The 17,319-nt window shown below is 68.1% G+C and carries 12 protein-coding genes and 5 pseudogenes; 5 read left to right on the top strand and 12 right to left on the bottom strand.

Annotated elements, in window-relative coordinates:
- The first annotated feature begins 56 nt into the window (after positions 1-56).
- Positions 57-938: pseudogene (locus ACZ4WQ_RS12555) on the top strand (endonuclease/exonuclease/phosphatase family protein).
- Here ACZ4WQ_RS12555 and ACZ4WQ_RS12550 read toward each other — a convergent pair.
- Positions 927-1,635 (bottom strand): annotated as a pseudogene (locus tag ACZ4WQ_RS12550) (transposase family protein); the annotation flags it as partial. The pseudogenes ACZ4WQ_RS12555 and ACZ4WQ_RS12550 sit on opposite strands and share 12 nt — an antisense overlap.
- A gap of 679 nt (positions 1,636-2,314) precedes the next feature.
- On the opposite strand from ACZ4WQ_RS12550, the gene ACZ4WQ_RS12545 reads away from it, so the two are divergent.
- Positions 2,315-2,815 carry an integrase core domain-containing protein gene (locus ACZ4WQ_RS12545; RefSeq protein ID WP_398372415.1) on the top strand — a complete coding sequence of 167 codons (501 nt, stop codon included), beginning with the start codon at positions 2,315-2,317 and terminating at the stop codon, positions 2,813-2,815.
- Between the two features lie 137 nt (positions 2,816-2,952).
- Here ACZ4WQ_RS12545 and ACZ4WQ_RS12540 read toward each other — a convergent pair.
- Both ACZ4WQ_RS12540 and ACZ4WQ_RS12535 read right to left on the bottom strand, forming a co-directional pair.
- Positions 2,953-3,438 (bottom strand): annotated as a pseudogene (locus ACZ4WQ_RS12540) (phosphotransferase); the annotation flags it as partial.
- A 1,310-nt stretch (positions 3,439-4,748) separates the two neighbouring features.
- On the bottom strand, positions 4,749-5,276 hold the full coding sequence (locus tag ACZ4WQ_RS12535; protein ID WP_358848447.1) for an NUDIX hydrolase family protein: 528 nt from the start codon (positions 5,274-5,276) through the stop codon (positions 4,749-4,751).
- A 335-nt stretch (positions 5,277-5,611) separates the two neighbouring features.
- Here ACZ4WQ_RS12535 and ACZ4WQ_RS12530 point away from each other — a divergent pair, with 335 nt between their 5' ends.
- Positions 5,612-7,090, top strand: coding sequence for an ATP-binding protein (locus tag ACZ4WQ_RS12530; protein ID WP_398372418.1), 1,479 nt, complete (start codon positions 5,612-5,614; stop codon positions 7,088-7,090).
- 239 nt (positions 7,091-7,329) lie between these two features.
- Here ACZ4WQ_RS12530 and ACZ4WQ_RS12525 read toward each other — a convergent pair.
- Positions 7,330-7,692, bottom strand: a pseudogene (locus tag ACZ4WQ_RS12525) (integrase); the annotation flags it as partial.
- Positions 7,693-7,820: 128 nt separating this feature from the next.
- On the bottom strand, positions 7,821-8,405 hold the full coding sequence (locus ACZ4WQ_RS12520; protein WP_398372420.1) for a DinB family protein: 585 nt from the start codon (positions 8,403-8,405) through the stop codon (positions 7,821-7,823).
- 400 nt (positions 8,406-8,805) lie between these two features.
- On the opposite strand from ACZ4WQ_RS12520, the gene ACZ4WQ_RS12515 reads away from it, so the two are divergent.
- Complete coding sequence (locus tag ACZ4WQ_RS12515; protein ID WP_385339788.1) at positions 8,806-10,842, top strand: glycoside hydrolase family 97 protein; 2,037 nt, start codon at positions 8,806-8,808, stop codon at positions 10,840-10,842.
- Positions 10,843-10,932: 90 nt separating this feature from the next.
- On the opposite strand, the pseudogene ACZ4WQ_RS12510 reads toward ACZ4WQ_RS12515, so the two are convergent.
- A pseudogene (locus tag ACZ4WQ_RS12510) lies at positions 10,933-11,904 on the bottom strand (IS3 family transposase); the annotation flags it as partial.
- Positions 11,905-12,316: 412 nt separating this feature from the next.
- On the opposite strand from ACZ4WQ_RS12510, the gene ACZ4WQ_RS12505 reads away from it, so the two are divergent.
- Positions 12,317-12,550 (top strand): hypothetical protein, encoded by a 234-nt coding sequence (locus tag ACZ4WQ_RS12505; RefSeq protein WP_361190783.1) that lies wholly within the window; start codon positions 12,317-12,319, stop codon positions 12,548-12,550.
- 103 nt (positions 12,551-12,653) lie between these two features.
- Here ACZ4WQ_RS12505 and ACZ4WQ_RS12500 read toward each other — a convergent pair whose 3' ends face one another.
- The 6 genes from ACZ4WQ_RS12500 to ACZ4WQ_RS12475 all read right to left on the bottom strand — a co-directional run bounded on the left by ACZ4WQ_RS12500 (position 12,654) and on the right by ACZ4WQ_RS12475 (position 17,318).
- Positions 12,654-12,974, bottom strand: a complete 321-nt coding sequence (locus ACZ4WQ_RS12500; protein ID WP_398372422.1) for a hypothetical protein — start codon at positions 12,972-12,974, stop codon at positions 12,654-12,656.
- Position 12,975: 1 nt separating this feature from the next.
- Entirely contained in the window at positions 12,976-13,302 is a 327-nt protein-coding gene (locus ACZ4WQ_RS12495) for a hypothetical protein (protein ID WP_311721379.1), read from the bottom strand.
- A gap of 41 nt (positions 13,303-13,343) precedes the next feature.
- Positions 13,344-14,207 (bottom strand): DUF3592 domain-containing protein, encoded by an 864-nt coding sequence (locus tag ACZ4WQ_RS12490; RefSeq protein ID WP_311721380.1) that lies wholly within the window; start codon positions 14,205-14,207, stop codon positions 13,344-13,346.
- Positions 14,208-14,274: 67 nt separating this feature from the next.
- Complete coding sequence (locus ACZ4WQ_RS12485) at positions 14,275-15,372, bottom strand: hypothetical protein (RefSeq protein ID WP_311721381.1); 1,098 nt, start codon at positions 15,370-15,372, stop codon at positions 14,275-14,277.
- A gap of 145 nt (positions 15,373-15,517) precedes the next feature.
- On the bottom strand, positions 15,518-16,363 hold the full coding sequence (locus ACZ4WQ_RS12480; RefSeq protein ID WP_311721382.1) for a carbohydrate ABC transporter permease: 846 nt from the start codon (positions 16,361-16,363) through the stop codon (positions 15,518-15,520).
- Positions 16,353-17,318 (bottom strand): carbohydrate ABC transporter permease, encoded by a 966-nt coding sequence (locus ACZ4WQ_RS12475; protein ID WP_311721384.1) that lies wholly within the window; start codon positions 17,316-17,318, stop codon positions 16,353-16,355. The genes ACZ4WQ_RS12480 and ACZ4WQ_RS12475 overlap by 11 nt, the downstream gene beginning before the upstream one ends.
- Position 17,319 lies beyond the last annotated feature (1 nt).

Below are 17,319 nucleotides of genomic sequence, written 5' to 3'. Positions count from 1 at the left end.
AATGAGATCCGGCACACCGCGTATGTTGCTCACAACTCCGTCCCATAACCTCGTGCATGGAGACGTCGGATGCCACGTGTATCCACTCTGAGGAGGCGATGGTGTTCGGAAGGGATACGCGGTTGTTCGCGGGCGTCGTGATCGTGGCCTGCATGGTGCTCGTCGGCCCCAGCGCACCAAGCGGCGCGCCCCTCGCCAGGCCACTGCCCGTCGATGCCGTCAAGGGTGTCGTGCCGAACCGGGTCATGACGTGGAACATCTGCAACCCCTGTGAGGAAAGCAACGTCGACCGCGCAGCGGAGATCGCCACGTATGCGCCCCAGGTGATCGGCCTACAAGAAGCGTGCGTGCGTGACGTCGAGAGGATGCGGGACTATCTGGAGGGCTTTTACGGGCTGGTTTACCACGTCGAGTACGGAATGGTTCTTCGGAATTGGGGCCGCTGCGGGGGAGCGCCGTGGAGTCCGGGGGCATTTGGCCAAGCGGTCCTCTCGGCGGCGCCGATGACGAACCCGGTCAACGTGGAATACCCCGACGGCGGATCCGAGGACCGTGGGTACATGGCAGTCACCACCAGTGTGGGCGGCCGGTCTGTCCGGGTCTTCAACACACACCTCGCTGAACGACGTCAGGAGGCAGTCCGAGCAGACCAGACCGACATACTCGCCGCAGACGTCGCCCGGCACGACCGCGCGATCGTTCTCGGCGACTTCAACGCTGTGCCGGACGCTCCCGAGCTCACCGGGATGTGGGCACTGGCCGCGGACACAGACCCCTAGTGTCATCCCTCGTCTACCGGAACCTGCAAGCCGACCACCGACTGGCAGAGCAAGTTTGACTACATTTTCCTGCGAGGCATCGTCCCGCTCGAGCACCGTGTGCTTCCGACCCCGTACTCGGACCACCACCTGCTGCACACCGACCTGGACCCAACTTGAGTGGGCGCCCGCGGCTTGGAGGTCCATGGTCATATTGCGGGCGGCCTGGGTGGCCCAGGCCGCGGTGGGGTGTGCGGTCGCGCCGGGGATCCGCACCCGGCGGGTGGCGGGCTCGATCAGCGCGAAGACGTACAGCGTCGATCTCGAAGAAGTCGGCGGCGAGGATGGCCTGGGCCTGGGAGCGCAGGAAGGTCGCCCAGGTGGTGTGTTGGCGTTCGGGTGCGGGGTCGATGCCGTGGTCCTCGAGGATGTTCCACACAGTGCCGGCGGCGACCTTGATACCGAGGACGGCGAGTTCGCCGTGGATGCGCCGGTACCCCCAGCTGGAATTCTCTCGTGCCAGCCGTAACACCAGGGCGGGCACGGATCGTACAGTGCGGAGTCGTCCCGGCCGTTTGGGGCGGGAGGCCTTCGCGTGGCGCCGGCGCAGCAGCTCACGGTGCCAGCGCAGCACCGTGTCACGCGAGATCATCAGCGGTAGTTGACGAAGATGGACCCGGGGGAGACGGTGCAGGAGGGCGGCCAGCAGCGCACGGTCTGGCCAGGTGAGCTTTGGGTTGTCGGTCTGTCGCTGCAGCACGGCCAGTTGATGGCGTAACACCAGGATCTCGGCGTCTTTGTCACGATCACTCATGGGCAGAAGCCGTATCAGCGTGAACATGCTCGTCAAGGCCAGGTAGGACAGTCGCAGCAGCACCGGACCATGCTGGAATCGGTGAGGTCGCGTCGGCAACGGGGGGATGGGTCCTCCACCGTCACGGTTGACCGGCAGGCCCGCTGCAGCGCTCAGGCTCCCTGACCAGCACGGACGAGGTTTCTGGCGCGTACACGACTGCCGCGAGCAACGTCGACATCCTCGCGCTTCGCCATGAGGTCGCCGTCCTGCGCCGTCAGATGGAGCGTCCGCGGCTCTCATGGGCTGATCGTGCCGTGCTCTCCGCTCTCGCGCGGCACCTGCCACCCGTCTTGCGCCGCCACCGGCTGGGTGACCCCGGGCGCACTGCTGACCTGGCACCGGCGTCTGGTGCGCTGGAAATGGCGCCAACCCCCGACCGGACCCGGCCGGCCACCGCTGGCGGAATAGACGGTCGCGCTCATCCAGCGCCTGGCGCGAGAGAACCCGACCTGGGGATACGTCAGGATCCAAGGCGAACTCCGACGGCTCGGTCATTGGATCGCCGCCGCCACGATCCGGCGCGTCCTGAGCCGCTCCGGTCTGCCGCCCGCAGCGCAGCGTGCCTCCCAGCAGACCTGGCGATCCTTCTTCCGCCCCCAGGCCCACACGCTGCTCGCCTGCGACTTCATACACGTGGAGACCGTCTTCCTCAAGCGTCTCTACGTCTTCTTCGCCATGGAGATCAAGACCCGGCGAATCCATGTCCTGGGCGTCACCGCCCACCCAACCGGCGCATGAGTCACCCAACTCGCCCGCAATCTGCTCATGGATCTCGAGGAGAGGGCTGGGCGCTTTCGGTTCCTCATCCGTGTACCGGGGCAGCAAGTTCAAGGACGCGTTCGACGCCGTCTTCGCCGGCAACGGCACAACCGTCATCCCGACCCCGCCGCAAAGCCCCCTATCCAACGCGTTTGCCGAACGATGGATACGCACAGCCCGCGCCGAATGTACCGATCGCCTCCTCATCACCGGTGAACGACACCTCCGCGCGGTCCTCACCACGTACGCGGAGCACTACAACGCGGGACGGGCCCACCGTGGCCTCGGCCTACGAGCACCTGACGACCACCCAAACGTCATCCTCCTGCCTGCCGCCGCGGTCAGGCGCCGCCAGGTACTTGGCGGACTGCTCAACGAGTACCACACCACGTCACCACGGCTGCCGCACCGTCCACAGGAAACGCCCAGCTCAGCAGCCTGATCGGAATATTGACACCCTTCAAGCATACGGTCGTGGACCTTGGCATCCCGACCATGCGTGGTGATCGATGAACCCACGAAGGTGGGCTGCCGCATGGCCCTCAACCAAGATCGAGAACAGGTTTAAAGTAGCGTGCCTCAAACGCCCTTCAGAACACGATCAAGTGCCGCGCGGCCTGCAGGCCCCCAGTGCGGCTTGCCGCCGGGAAGGCCCCGATCTCCGTTCTGCCCCATGAGCATCAGGAAGAGACTCTTCATCGCGGCCAGCCCGCGGGCGCGCCGGATCGCCGGCTCGTCTGCATGCGCGTACATGTCGAAGAACCGTGAGGCCATGCCCGCAGGCAGCAGCACCCATACGGCGGCGAGGTCCCACGCCGGGTCGCCGGCGAACATGGCACCGAAGTCGACGATGCCCGAGAGCGTTCCGTCCGAGACGACGACGTTCGCGGGATGGAGGTCGCCGTGGACCCACACTGGCGGGCCCTCCCACGCATCGGCCGCAACGGCGTCGTCCCAGACGGCCCGGACGTCAGCAGCGATGTCGTCGGGGACAACGGCCTGGAAGAAGTTCTCGAAGCCGTCCGTGCAGCTCCTGGGATGGGCACCGCGGTCCGTAGAGATCGGTGGACGGGGGCGATCAGGGGGATGTAGCGCATCAGCCGGTGCAGTCGGCTCTGCCGCGGCGCTTGCGCTTCACCCTCGGCGGGCCGGGTGTTGCTGGTGTCGGTCACGCTTCCCCTCCCTGACCGGGCTGCCGTCTCGCGCACTGTATCCGGTCGCCTTGGGCCGGCCGGACCGGCGTTCACGGGCGCGGCCCCTTAGGACGAAGGGTTCTCTGCGAAATGGCAAGACGCCGCCGCAGACACCTCCCTTGGCGTGAGCGGCGATCAGGTGCTACTGCCCGGCTTGGTACTGCCGCCAGTGGAGGGCGTGGTCGGCGGGACGATGGCCTAAGCCGATGATGGCGAGTACCGGCCTCACTGAAGCCGGTCAATGCACTCCCGAAACAGGGCGTTGATGTACCCCGAGTGAGGGAGGTCGTCATCACGCCTCCTCCGTGCTGAGCCTTCTGGAACAGCGGCGCTCACCCCAGGACAGGGCCTGCGCCGGGCCATTCAGGGGAGGCGTGCTGTGGGTTGGACACGCGGCCGCCGCTGCCGGACGGTGGTGAGCCTGTTCCCCCGGGCAGCAGGCATGCCGGTCCTGGGACGAGGGCGGCTCCGACTACGTGCCGAACCCGCAGACTGAAAGGGGGCCGGGTCATCGGCGAGGCCGACCACGCTGCCCTGCTCGTACACGACGATCACAAGCTGTTTGTTCTGCCAGGCCTGGAGTCGGGAACCGCCGCTCATGGAGTGCACGAGCCCGCCCATGGCGCGGTTCGACGCGATCCCCGAGAAGGACGAGGGCACTGGTATGCCGTCGCTGCGCTGCACGTCATCTCCCACCTGAAGCCGCCGGCCGTGGCTCCGCTCCCCGGCTGGGCAGGCCAGCTTCAGCCCGCACCGTACACCGGACGTGAGCCAGAAGCTTGCTCTGCGCTCTCGCACGGCACCTGCCATCCGCCCTACGCCGCCATCGACTGGTCACCCCGGGCACACAGCTGACCTGGCACCGCCGCCTCGTGCGCTGGAAATGGCGCCAGACCCCAACGGAACCCGGCCGGCCACCGCTGGCGGAGGAGACTGCGGCGCTCATTCAGTGCCTGGCGCGAGAGAATCCGACCTGGGGGTACGTCAAGATCCAAGGTGAGCTCCGACGGCTCGGTCATCGGGTCTCGGCCGCCTGTCGGACTCTGTCGCCCGATTCGCGGTGAGGCCCGATTCGATCAGCGTGACCTGAGCATTCAGCGTCAGCGGCCTACCGGTTGCGCCAGGTCGACCGAATCGGGCGACAGGGTGGCACAGGTTGGGCGTGTGCGGTAGGCGTCCCCGTCAGGACAGGCAGCCCACGTGGGCGAGTGCCTGCTTGAGCAGGACTCCCTGGCCGCCCGGCATTTCGTTCTGCACCAGTGGCGATGCGGCTTCTTGAGGGCTGAACCAGACCAGGTCCAGGGCGTCCTGGCGGGGGCGGCAGTCACCGGTCACCGGGACGACGTAGGCAAGGGCCACCGCGTGCTGGCGGGGATCGTGGAACGGTGTGATCCCTTGCGTCGGGAAGTACTCGGCGACAGTGAAGGGTTGCAGCGAGGCCGGGACGCGGGGCAGCGCCACCGGTCCGAGGTCCTTCTCCAGGTGGCGCAGGAGGGCGTCCCGGACCCGTTCGTGGTGCAGCACTCGGCCCGAGACGAGAGTGCGGCTGACCGCGCCGTCCGGTCCGATGCGGAGCAGTAGTCCGATGCTGGTGACTTCGCCGCTGTCGTCGACTCGCACGGGCACGGCCTCGACATACAGGATTGGCATCTGCGCGCGCGCCTGTTCGAGGTTGTCGGGACTCAGCCAACCGGGTGTGGTTTCGGTCATGTCAGCCATTGCGTGATCGTACGTTCAGCGCGTTCCGTTGTTCGCGCGCCGCTCCAGGCACCTGCGATCCGTACGGGCCTGTGGGTGCCGTCACGCCGCATGGGTGTACTCGTTGGTCCGGCTGCAAGGACGTGGTGGGCGTGGGGCTCGTTCGTGATCAGGATGTGGTTGAGGCTTCGCGTCCGCCGCCGCCGACGACACGTTCGACTGGCGTGTTCATTCGGGGAGCTCGTGGTGCAGCTGCCGGGCGCGGCAAAGCTGCTTTCCCGCAAAGCAATGATGAGTCTGTCTATAATAGGGTGGCTCATCATTGGCTGGGGTGATGGAGGTGTGTGGTGGACAAGCCGGTGGGGATGTTCGACCGGGATTTCGAGTGGGAGGAACTGGTCCGGTTCGCCTCCTACGCGGGGGCGGAGGCGACGCTTGGAGTGGTCTCGGGCCGGCGGCGTCAGGGGAAGACGTTCCTGCTGGATGGGCTGTGCCGGGCGGCTGGAGGTTTCTTCTTCGCGGCGAGTGAGGCGACCGAGGCGGAGTCGCTGCGCCAGTTCGGGGCGGCGCTGGCACGGTTTGAAGGGCGCCGGGCGCCTTACCGGTTCGCGCACTGGGAGGAGGCGGTTTCCGAGCTGATGGGCCTGACGGGACCCGGTGGTGCGCCCCTGGTGGTGGTGCTGGACGAGTTCCCTTTCCTGGCGAAGGCTTCGCCGGAACTGCCCTCGCTGCTGCAGCGGGCCCTGGGGCCACAGGCTCGGCACGAGAGCGGTCCGGTGCGTCTGCTGTTGTGCGGCTCGGCGCTGTCGTTCATGGGGCGCCTGCTGGCCGGCACTGCTCCCTTGCGTGGCCGGGCCAGCCTGGAACTGGTGGTGCCGACTCTGGACTATCGCCTGGCCGCCCGCTTCTGGGAACTGACCGACGATCCCCAGCTGGCGCTCTTGGTCAACTCCGTGGTCGGCGGAACGCCTGCCTACCGGCGCGAGTTCGTCCTCGGCGACACGCCCGCCGGTCTGGACGACTTCGGCCCGTGGGTCCTGCGCAACGTCCTCAACCCGGGGCGCCCGCTGTTCCGGGAAGCCCGCTTCCTGCTGGCCGAGGAGCCCGACCTGCGGGACACCGCCCTCTACCACGGCGTGCTCGCCGCCATCGCTCAGGGCAACCACACCCGCGGCGGCATCGCCGGCTTCCTGCAACGCAAGTCCACCGACCTCAGCCACGCGCTGACGGTGCTGGAAGACACCGGCATGATCGTCCGCGAGCCGGATGCCTTCCACGGCAAACGCTCCGCCTACCGCATCGCCGAACCCATCCTGACCTTCTACCACGCACTGATGCGCCCGGAGTGGAGCGACCTGGAGCGGCCCGGCCAGGCACCCGCCGTATGGGAACGCTCGCAGGCCACGTTCCGCAGCAAGGTCATCGGCCCCCACTTCGAACAGCTCTGCCGCACCTGGACCCGCTGGTACGCAAGCCCCGACACCCTCGATGGACAGCGCACCCGCGTGGAATCCGGCACCGTCCCAGACCCGACCGCCAAGACCACCCACGAAGTCGACCTCGCCACCTTCGGCCGTGACGAGGACGGCCGCGAGGTCCTGCTGGCCATCGGCGAAGCCAAGTGGAACGAGACCATGGGCCTGGGCCACCTCCAACGCCTCGACCACATCCGCACCCTGCTGCGCGCCCGGCACGGTGTGCACGCTGAGCGGACCCGGCTGCTGTGCTTCAGCGGCGCCGGCTTCACCAGCGACCTGCGCGACCTCGCCCACCGCGATTCCACGGTCCAACTCGTCGACCTGGACCGCCTCTACAGCGGAGACTGATGCCCACCTTTCCCAAGGCGCAGGAGACGGTGCTCGCGTGTCGCCGGATCTCCTCGTGCGCACCGCGGCGAGAGGGGATTAAGATGCCGGGTGGGCCCGCAGTTGTCGGTGTGAGCTCGCGGGCGTCGGCCCGGCGGGCCTGTCCTTGACGGGCACAGCAAGCGTAAGCTGGACGTATGTGCTGCATGGTCAGGCTGTCAACTCTCAATCAGCCAGAAGTTCAGGGGCCGAAAAGCGACCCTGGCCAGGCGCAGGACCAGGGCGCGGATCGAGCGGATTGTGCGGGGGCGTCCACGTCGCCTGGGAACGCAGGTCGCGGCATGGCGCCGCCTCAGCAGCTCACGATGCCAGCGCAACACCGTCTCGGGGCGGACCAGCAGGAGAAGGTGCCGCAGTCTGTCTTTGGGTAGGTGGTGCAGAAGGCCGGCGAGGACAGCGCGATCACTGTTATTGAAGGCAGGCTTGCCGACCTGATGTTGCAGGACCAGCAGTTGGTGCCGGAGCACCAGGATCTCGATGTCCTTGTCTCTGTTGCTCATCGGCAGGAGGCGTGGGATGGCCAGGGTGTTGGTGGCGGCGAGGTAGGCCAGGCGCAGCAGCACGACAGATCATGATGCCGCCGGGGCCGGGGGCAGGTGAAGACGCCAGGGCACGTGTCGGTCACAGCCGAAGATCTCTGATCGAGCTCTCACCTGCGTGGATGATTTATCGGCACTCGCGGAGACAACCTCTAAGCCTTGATTGGTGCGGCCGACCTGGCGGCCTGCTCGATCTTCGTGCAGTAGGCTGCGCGGGCTTCCTCGTCGATCTGCTGTTCGTGTTCGGCGCGCACCCCGGTCCGGCCGTCGAGGCCCTCGCGCAGGATATCGGCGTGCCCGGCATGCCGGATGGACTCGCCGAGGACATGGACCATGATGGCGAACAGGTTCGTGTTGGGATAAGGCTCCGGCCACCACGGCACGTGGCCTGGGGCGTCGAGGGGAAGTTCGTTGATCGTCGCGTCCGAGTGTTCCCACGTGCGCCGGTAGAACCCGATGATCTGATCGCGGGTCTCGTCCTCGGTCGCCCACAGATCGCTGCCGTTGTAGTCCTGCCACCGGGGCAGCGGTTCCGGGGAAGGGCGGTCGAAGACCTCGCCGAAGTACCTGGCCTCGACGGTGGCCACGTGTTTGACCAGGCCGAGGAGGTTGGTCCCGGTCGCTGTCAAAGGTCGGCGGGCGTCGTATTCGGACAGGCCGTCGAGTTTCCAGAGCAGCGCCTTGCGGTCCCGCCGCAGCCTCCCGTGCAGGTTGTCTTTCGCGAATTCATCGATCATGCGGTATGAGCCTGCCATGGGCTGCTCGTGGTCTCAAGATCCCCTCGCGGAGCGCGGGTTGCGACAAGGCGGCGTGCGCGGCCCCGACCGGCGCCGAGCCTCGGCGCCCCTGCGAGTCACTTCTGTCCGCCGAAGGGTTGACGTCCACAGAAAGCGCTTGTTACAACGTTGCAACAACGTGGCAACGGCGCCCGGTGTGACAGGTCGCGCGTCGGTGCTCCTGCCTGCCTCCACGAAAGGGCCGTATGCCTGACGTCGCCGCGCACCCGGCCGCCGCACTGCGCGCGGTGCCGACGCGCGCCCCGGCCCGGACTGCCCACGGCTCGTCGCACGCCCGACCGGCTCCGGAGCAAGGGCACCGCCCAGGACCAGTCGCCAACCACTCTTGATGGAGCGTGACATGGCCAATGTCCCCAACCGCCGTGCCGTCGTCGGCGCCACCGCCGGCGTGGTATTCACCGGGGTGCTCGCCACACCCGCCAATGCGTCCGCCGCGCCGCCCGGCCACGTCACGATCGTCTCGCCGAACGGCCGGCTGCGGATGACCGTGCGGGTGACGGACGGACGGCTGCGCTACCAGGTCGCACGACACGGAAGGGTCCTGGTGCCCTCTTCCGGGCTGGGGCTCGACCTGGCCGACCGACCCTCGCTCACCGGCGGCCTGGTGCTGGAATCCGTGCAGCGCAGGACCATAGACGAGAGATGGCGGCCGGTGTGGGGGCCCGACGCGCTCGTCCGCAACCATGCACGGGAGTGCGTACTGCGGACCGTGCAACCGGCGACCGGGCTACGGCTGGACCTGATCGTCCGGGTCTTCGACGACGGCGTCGGCTTCCGCTACCGCCTGCCGGCCCAAGCCGGGCTCGACCGCTACACCGTGACCGCTGAGAGGACCGAGTTCTCCTTGCCACCGACCGCCACGAGCTGGTCGCTGGCGGCGGGCACGGACTGGAATGCTGATGAACGGCACTACCGGCATGCCCGGCTGGCGGACGTGAAAACCGCCCAGACCCCGCTGTCGTTGGCCACCCAGGGTGGTGAGTACATCGTGGTGCACGAGGCGGCGCTGATCGACTATCCGAGCATGACCCTCGCCGCCGACGGTAACCGGCCCGGCACCTTCACCAGCGAGCTGATCAGCCTTCCCGATGGCGCGAAGGCCCACCTCAGGGGTGAATTCTCCACCCCATGGCGCACGCTGGTCATCGGCGGCCGACCCGGCGATCTCGCCGAATCGCATCTGATCGAGAACCTCAACGAGCCGTGCGCGCTCACGGACACGTCGTGGATCTCACCCGGCACGTACGTCGGTGTCTGGTGGGAACTACAGCGGCGACACACGACCTGGACCGAGGGACCGCGTCACGGCGCCACGACTGAGCGGGTCAAACGCTACATCGACCTCGCCAGAGAGGCGGGCGCGAGTTCCGTACTCGCCGAGGGCTGGAACACCAACGCCGGCGGCAACTGGACCGGCCAGGACTTCCTCACGCCGCGGGCCGACTTCGACCTGGCCGAGGTACTGCGCTACGCCCAGGCCAACGGCATCGGGTTCACCGCGCACAATGAGACCCGCGGCTTCGTCGACTACTACGAGCAGCACCTGGAAACGATCTTCGCGCGATACGCGGAACTGGGCATCCACTCGGTCAAGACCGGCTACGCCACCAAGTTCGTGCTGGGCGGGGTCAACCGCAGCCACTTCGACCAGGAAGCGGTGCGTCACTACCAGCGTGTCGTCGAGACTGCGGCCCGCCACCAGATCATGATCATCGCGCACGAGGCAATCAAGCCGACCGGGCTGGCGCGCACCTATCCGAACATGATGACCAGCGAGGGCGTCGCCGGCATGGAGCAGCACAACTACATGGGTCGGCTGGGCAACCCGCCGGAGCAGGCCACGATCCTTCCGTTCACCAGGTTCATGGGCGGGCCGGCCGACTACACCCCGGGCGTACTCAACGTGACCTGGGACCCGGCCGGACTCGGTACCCGCGTACAGACGACCTCGGCCGCACAGCTCGCGCTGTACTCGGTGTTCTTCAGCCCGCTGCAGATGCTGGCCGACACCGTGGAGAACTACCACTCCCACCCTGGATTCGCCTACCTCAAGGACATGCCTGCCAGCTGGGACGAGACCCGCTTCCTGGACTGCGTGATCGGCGACTACACGGTGGTCGCCCGCCGCAAGGGCCACACCTGGTATCTCGGCGCCATCACCGACGAGCACGACCGGACGCTGAGGCTGCCGCTGCGGTTCCTGGGACGCGGCCGGTACAGAGCCGAAATCTACAGCGACGCCGCGGACACCAGCTGGCACGACAACCCACTGCCGATCGACATCCGGACCGAGACGGTGCGAGCGTCCACCGTACTGAAGCTGAAACTCGTCGCCGGTGGGGGCACCGCGATCCGCTTCCGCCGCGCGCGCTCCTGACCGTTGGGCTTTCCAGGAAGAACGCGCTCAGATGCCCCGCTGCCGTTGCCGGTCTGCCTGCGCTTGCCGGAAATCCCATCTGTGCAGGTCAGTCTGCACCCACCGCTCCGTGATCGCGTTTACTTTCGGCATCTGGACGCCGCTGAGTACGACCTCAATCCCCGCATCGGTAGGGACGGCATCGAACAGGGCGGGGAACTTCCCATCTCGCTCCCCGATCAGGAACCGCGCCCGGCAGCCCGCGTCCTCAAGGCCCATGACGCATGTTCAGCACGATTGATCATCATGACGCGTGGACCACTGGCTACGCGAGAGCGCCGACTCGAGCGACCGAGGCCAACGACCGTGGGGCCCGGTGCGCGCCTTTGACCAGGGCGGATGACATTCTCGGCAAGCGCAGAGTTGGGTGACCCATGCGCCGGTGGGACGGGCGGTGACGCCCAGGACATGGACGCGCAGGGTGGTGATCTCCATGACGAAGAAGACGTAGAGGCGTTTGAGGAAGACGGTCTTTATGTGCATGAAGTCGCAGGCGAGCAGCGTGTGGGCCTGGGCGTGGAGGAAGGAGCGCCAGGTCTGTTGGCTTGTTCGTTGCGGTGCGGGCGGCAGACCGGAGCGGCGCAGGACGCGCCGGATCGTGGCGGCGGCGACCCGATGGCCAAGCCGGCGCAGTTCACCCTGGATCCTGACGTATCCCCAGGTCGGGTTCTCTGTCGCCAGGCGCTGGATGAGCGCGACTGTCTCTTCCGGCAACGGTGGCCGACCGGATTCGACCGCTGTCTGGCGCCACTTCCAGCGCACCGGACGGCGGTGCCAGTTCAGCAGGGTGCCCGGGGTGACCAGCCGATGGCGACGCAAGGCGGATGGCAGGTGCCGTGCGAGAGCGGAGAGAACGGCACGATCAGCCCATGAGGGCCTTGGCCGCTTGATCTGCCGGCGCAGCACGGTGACCTCATGACGACGGGCAAGGATCTCGGTGTTGTTCGCGGCGGTCGATCGGCCCAGCAAAAGGAAGCAGCCCAGCAGGCGGCAGAAGATCAGGTAGAGCAGTCGCAGACCCACAATCACTGATCATGCCCACACTTGGGCGAGCACAAAGCCCCAGGTCAACCACCGTACGGCAACAAAGACACCCTTCAGGTCAGCACCCGGCCACCTCGGCCCCCGCCGGGCAGAGCTGTGATCCGGAGCCTGACCACCGCCCGGTCCCCGCGGCTGCGAGCCCTGGTGGACCGGGCCGACATCGCCCGATGCGGCACTGGGCACATGGCGTCGGCGTACGCCACGGAACGGGGTCCCCTGTGGGGCCTGCTGGGTCGGCTTGCCGGGGCCGGGCAGAGAGGGAGGGCGCTGAGGGACCCTATCGGGGATCTTGATTTTCGAAGGTCGCTGTCCTTGGTGGCTCTCACGGTGATTCGTGGGGTCCGGCACAGGCCCCGCGAGTGGTCAATGTCCGTGATGCTGAAAGCGGGACTTGCTGATCGACCCCGACGGGCCGTGGGCCGGCTTCGCCCGCGACACGGTCGAGGACTGGCCGGCGCTGCTGGCCCGCAGCCAGCCCGCCGCCGGGCGCGACACCGAGGCCGCACGCGCGCAGCGCACCCTCGTCCTCGCCGTCCTGCGCGGCGCCCTGCTGGACCTGCTCGCCACCGGTGACAGCGCGCGCACCACTGCGGCGCTGCACCTCCAGCTCGACCTGTTGGAATGACGTGCTGCGGCACGACGGGTCTTCGGGGCCTCCGGCACAGGGGGGCGTTCTCGCACCTGGCGGCCGGGGTGAGGGAGTGGCCGTCGGGTGACAGGCCTCGGAGCTACGACACGATCGGGCGGTCGGACACGTGGGCGAGCCTGGTGAAGTAGGTGCGGTAGAGGGGCTCGTCGGCGGTCGGGATCTCGATGGTGGCGAGCAGGTGTCCGGGCTGGGTCTTGGGCGCGTACAGCGGTTCGTCGAGGTGTGCGATGTTGCCGAAGTGCAGCCGGGTCACCCCACTCTTGCAGGTCTCGGTGCGCACCTTGAGCCAGCTCAACGGAGCCCGGTAGGGGCCGATGGTGCGGTTGCGCCGGAACACCTCGAAGATGCCGTGATCGACCCGCAAGTGCACATTGCCGTGTTCGAAGACCAGTGGTTCCATGTCAGATCACCGGCCGGTCGGCGAGCGCGGCCACTTCGGTGAAGTACGCGCGGAACAACGGCTCGTCGCTGTGGGGCACCCGGACCGCCTCGGTGGAGCGGTACCCGAAGGAGGCCAGGTCGGTGCCGTAGAGGGCGGCGTGTGGATTGCGTACGCCGCCGAAGATCAGCTCGCCGGGTTTGCCCGGCTTCCTGTAGTGCACCAGTACCCCGAGCCAGGGCAGCGGGATCCGGAGCGTGGTCTCGAGGTTGTACGGCCGGAACAGTTCGAACACCCCCCGGTCCACGCGCACATGCAGGTTCTCGTAGTCGAACGTGAGGGGATCCATGGGGGAGAAGTCCTCCGGTGCGTACCATCGCTCGTCGGGTGTCACAGCAGTGTCGCCCCGACGACGACCGCGGCCACACCGAGGAGCAGCGCCACGGTGCCGCTGGTGATGTCGAGCGCGCGGGAACGGTCTTCGGACGCGAGGTCCGGGGTGAAGACGGCGGGGTCGTCGGGGTCGTAGTGGATCGTGATGTTGCGGCCGTGGGAGTTGGTGGGGTCGGGCAGTTGGTCGGTGCAGTAGGCGGTGACGGTCGTGCCCTCGCGGGTGGTGAAGGCGATGACCGGCGTGTGGCTGGTGTAGGTGCCGCCCTCGCTGTCGGTGTCGGTGTCGGTGAGTACGGCGATGACGTGGCCGGGAACGGGGGGTTGGGAGGACAGCGCGTCGGTACGGCGGCGTACCGCGCGTGCGTTCTGGGGCATGTACCACACGCCGGACAGGGTCCAGGGCACGCCGAAGCCGATCAGGGCCCATGGCCAGCTCCAGTCGATCGCGGCGAAGACCACCAGTCCGACGTAGATCAGGAAGAGCGCGAAGTTGGGCCACCCGAGGCCGCGTCGGCCTGCCCCGAGGTCGCCGGTAGAGAACTGGTAGGCGTGCGGTCTTCCGCGCGGGTAGCGGACCCCGATCTCCCGGCCCGTCCAGGCCGCCGTGATTCTCTCCCCGTGGTCCCGGTCGTTCGTCACGGTGAACACCTCACCGCTGGAGGGATCCTGGAAGGAGACGACCACGGGTATCCCGTCGCGCTGCGAGCTTCCGTGTCTGGGCTTGCGGACCTGCTCGATCCGCCCCAGGACCCGGACCGCCCGCTGGGCCGCGGTCACTCCGGCCAGCGACCGGGCGTAGCCGACCAGTGCGACGGTGCCGAACACCGCACACCACAGCGCCAGATACCCCTGCAGGCCCATGCGGTTTCCCCTGTCTTCCTCTTCGTCGGTGAGATGCGGCAGTGAGACGCGGCCGGCGCGGCGTCCGTCAGTGCGCCGGGGTGCGCCGCACCACCTTGCCGTCCCCGTCCGCCTCCAGCGAGGCCGCTCCCTCGGTCCCCGTCACACTGACCCTGATGGTGAGGGAGCCGGTGAGGCGTTCGACGGTGAGCTGCCAGGTCTGCGGCGAACCGACGCCCAGGCCCGTCCGCGCCTTCTCGACGAGGGCGGGGAAGCGGTCGTAGGGCAGGGAGTCCGGGTCGAACGTCGGGGCCTGCGAGCCGGTGGGCGCGTACACGATCGACAGCAGCCGGTCCTGTACGACGACGGTGAGCGCCGCGCGCGCGTCCGTGCCCTTGGCGAGCGAGGCGACGGCCTTGCGCAGCTCGCCCTTGTCGAGGAACGACTGGTGCGGACCGAGGGTGACCGTGCCGGAGGCCGACGACACCACCGTGGTCGACGAAGAGGAGGAGGCCGACGGCTGGGCGGAGGACGGCGGCGGTGCGGAGGCGTCCTCGTCGAACAGGTCGGCGCGGAACAGCAGGACCACACCGGCCGCGGCGAGCAGCACGGCGAGCAGCGTGACGATGCCGACGGCACAGCCCTCTGGGGGCTCGCTCACCAGGGCCGGCCCCGGCGCCGAGTCCAGGAGGGCACCGGCCGCCCGCTCCTCCCACTCCGGCGTCGGCCGCTTCACGATCCTCACCCGCCACGGCCGGTCCGGCGGGTACTGGACCACCACGACGCCGCCCGGCCGGTAGTCGGGCAGGTCCGCGAGGTTGATGTCCTGCGTGAACGCGACGCGGTACGCCGGTACGTCGTCCGGCGCGACCGTCGACACGAACCGCACCGCCACGTCGCTGGTCGCCTCGCCCCCGACGGCTTCCACGCTTTCGACCATCGCGAGCGCCGTACGGGGCGCGATCGCCGCCTCCCGGGCCCGCCTCGGCACACCGGCGAGGAAGTAGAGCAGGCCGTAGACCACGGGAAGACCCAGTCCGGCGGCGAACAGCGGCCACTTCTCGATGATGCCGCCGACGACGAGAGCGGCCAGCGACGCCCCGATCACACCACCTGTCAGGACCCCCCGGGCGAGGACGAGGGGTGTGTTCCGCGCGGGGGGCGCGGCGCCCGTGGCGATCGTCATATGGGTGATTGTGTCGGGGTCGGGTGACGGCCGGTGGATCTCCACGTGTCTGCCTCCGGGGCTGCTGGGAACGACCCCACGCGGGGAGTGGGCGGGCCCGGCGCCGGCGTCCGGGCCCGGTGCGCCGGCAGGGGCCGTTCCGGCCTCATTTGAGGCCCGAGTGGGCCAGGCCCTCGACGAACTGGCGCTGGGCGATGACAAAGACGACCAGGACCGGCAGAACGGTCATGGTGGCGGCCGCCAGTTGGGTGTTCCACATCTCGGCCCCGTAGGAGTCGGTGAACCGGGTGAGGGCCTGCGGCAGCGTGAACAGCTCCGGCGAGGTGAGGTAGACGGTGGGTTCCAGGTAGAGGTTCCACGAGGTGAGGAAGGTCAGGATCGCGACCGCGGACAACGCCGGCTTGGCCAGCGGCAGGAAGATCCGCCACCAGAGCGCGGGGCGGCCGAGGCCGTCCAGCCGACCCGCCTCCTCCAGCTCGGCCGGAAGGGCGATGAAGAACTGCCGCATGATGAAGGTGGCCAGGACGCACGGTCCGGCCAGCGCGGTGACCAGGATCAGCGGCCAGTGCGTGTTGATCATCCCGGCTCGTTTGAACATCTGGAACAAGGGCACGATCGTCACCTCGCTGGGCACCAGGAGGCCGACCAGCACCACCAGGAAGAGGGCGTTCGCGCCGGGGAAGCGGATCCGGGCGAAGGCGTATCCGGCGAGGCTGGAGACCAACAGGGTGATCAGGGTGACCAGGACGGCGATGTAGACGCTGTTCATGTACTGCCGGGCGAACGGCTGGAAGCTGAACGCCTCGGTGTACGCGGACAGGGTGGGGTCGGCGGTCCACAGTGACGGCGGGGCTTTGAAGATCTCGGGCAGCGGCTTCACCGAGGCCGCCACCATCCAGACGGTCGGCACCACGAACGGGATCGCCAGGACGCCGAGCGCGGTCAGCAGGGCCACCCGCCTGAGGACGGGGGAACGCGGCTTACTCCTCATGGAACACCCACTTACGGCGCAACTGCCACTGCACCAGCGTCAGCAGCATGACGAAGGACAGCAGCATCAGGGCCAGCGTCGAGCCGTAACCGATGTGGTTGAACTCGAAGGCCTGCTGGAAGACGTAGTACACGAGCACGGTGGTGCTCAACTCCGGGCCACCGCTTGTCAGTACGGCGATCTGCGCGAACGACTGCAAGGCTCCGACGATGGTGATGATGGCGGTCAGCAGCACCGTGGGGGAGATGAGCGGCAGGGTGATCCGGGTGAAGATCACCCTGCTTCCCGCGCCGTCGAGCCGGGCGGCTTCGTACAGCTGTGTCGGCACGCCCTGCAAGGCGGCCAGGAAGAGCACCATGTTGACGCCGACGCTGCGGACCACCTGGGTGACGATCACCGACAGCATCGCGGTGTCGCCGCGCTGGAGCCAGTTCGGGCCGTCGATGCCGACCGCGCCGAGAACCCCGTTGACTCCGCCGTTGTCCTGGAGCAGGAAGCCCCAGACCAGGGTCCAGGCGACCACGGAGACGACGACCGGGGAGAAGAACAGAGTGCGGAAGAAGGTCGCGCCGCGGAACCGCCGGTTCAGCAGTACGGCGAGCAGCAGGCCCAGGCCGATGTTCAAGGCCACGACCCCGCCGCAGAAGATCGCGGTCGCCCCTAGTATCGACGGGAGTTGCGGATCGTCCGCCAGGGCCTTGTAGTTGTCGACCCCGACGAAGGTCTGCTCGCCGGAGAAGACGTTCCAGTCGTTCAGGCTGTACCAGATCGCCAGCCCGACCGGGATCAGCACGAACAGCACGACCCCGAGGAGCTGCGGCGTGATGAACAGGTAGCCCGCGAGTACGTCTCGGCGCCGGGTCGTCCAGAACGGCGCTCCGGAGGTGTTCCGGGCCGTGGCCGGCGTCCTGGAGGTGTCAGGTGCCCTTGTGCGGGGCTTCGTGAGGCCGGACATG

The organism is Streptomyces sp. NPDC028305 (assembly GCF_055569495.1).
Note: the sequence above shows the minus strand (reverse complement) of the source record. Positions and strands in the feature narration are given on the sequence as shown.

Coding starts and splice junctions, on each gene's coding strand:
- ACZ4WQ_RS12495 (WP_311721379.1), bottom strand. CDS start 13,302: ATGGATCCCCTCACGTTCGACTACGAGAACCTGCATGTGCGCGTGGAC.
- ACZ4WQ_RS12480 (WP_311721382.1), bottom strand. CDS start 16,363: ATGAGGAGTAAGCCGCGTTCCCCCGTCCTCAGGCGGGTGGCCCTGCTG.
- ACZ4WQ_RS12515 (WP_385339788.1), top strand. CDS start 8,806: ATGGCCAATGTCCCCAACCGCCGTGCCGTCGTCGGCGCCACCGCCGGC.
- ACZ4WQ_RS12520 (WP_398372420.1), bottom strand. CDS start 8,405: ATGATCGATGAATTCGCGAAAGACAACCTGCACGGGAGGCTGCGGCGG.
- ACZ4WQ_RS12535 (WP_358848447.1), bottom strand. CDS start 5,276: ATGACCGAAACCACACCCGGTTGGCTGAGTCCCGACAACCTCGAACAG.
- ACZ4WQ_RS12545 (WP_398372415.1), top strand. CDS start 2,315: ATGTCCTGGGCGTCACCGCCCACCCAACCGGCGCATGAGTCACCCAAC.
- ACZ4WQ_RS12490 (WP_311721380.1), bottom strand. CDS start 14,207: ATGGGCCTGCAGGGGTATCTGGCGCTGTGGTGTGCGGTGTTCGGCACC.
- ACZ4WQ_RS12475 (WP_311721384.1), bottom strand. CDS start 17,318: ATGTCCGGCCTCACGAAGCCCCGCACAAGGGCACCTGACACCTCCAGG.
- ACZ4WQ_RS12500 (WP_398372422.1), bottom strand. CDS start 12,974: ATGGAACCACTGGTCTTCGAACACGGCAATGTGCACTTGCGGGTCGAT.
- ACZ4WQ_RS12485 (WP_311721381.1), bottom strand. CDS start 15,372: ATGACGATCGCCACGGGCGCCGCGCCCCCCGCGCGGAACACACCCCTC.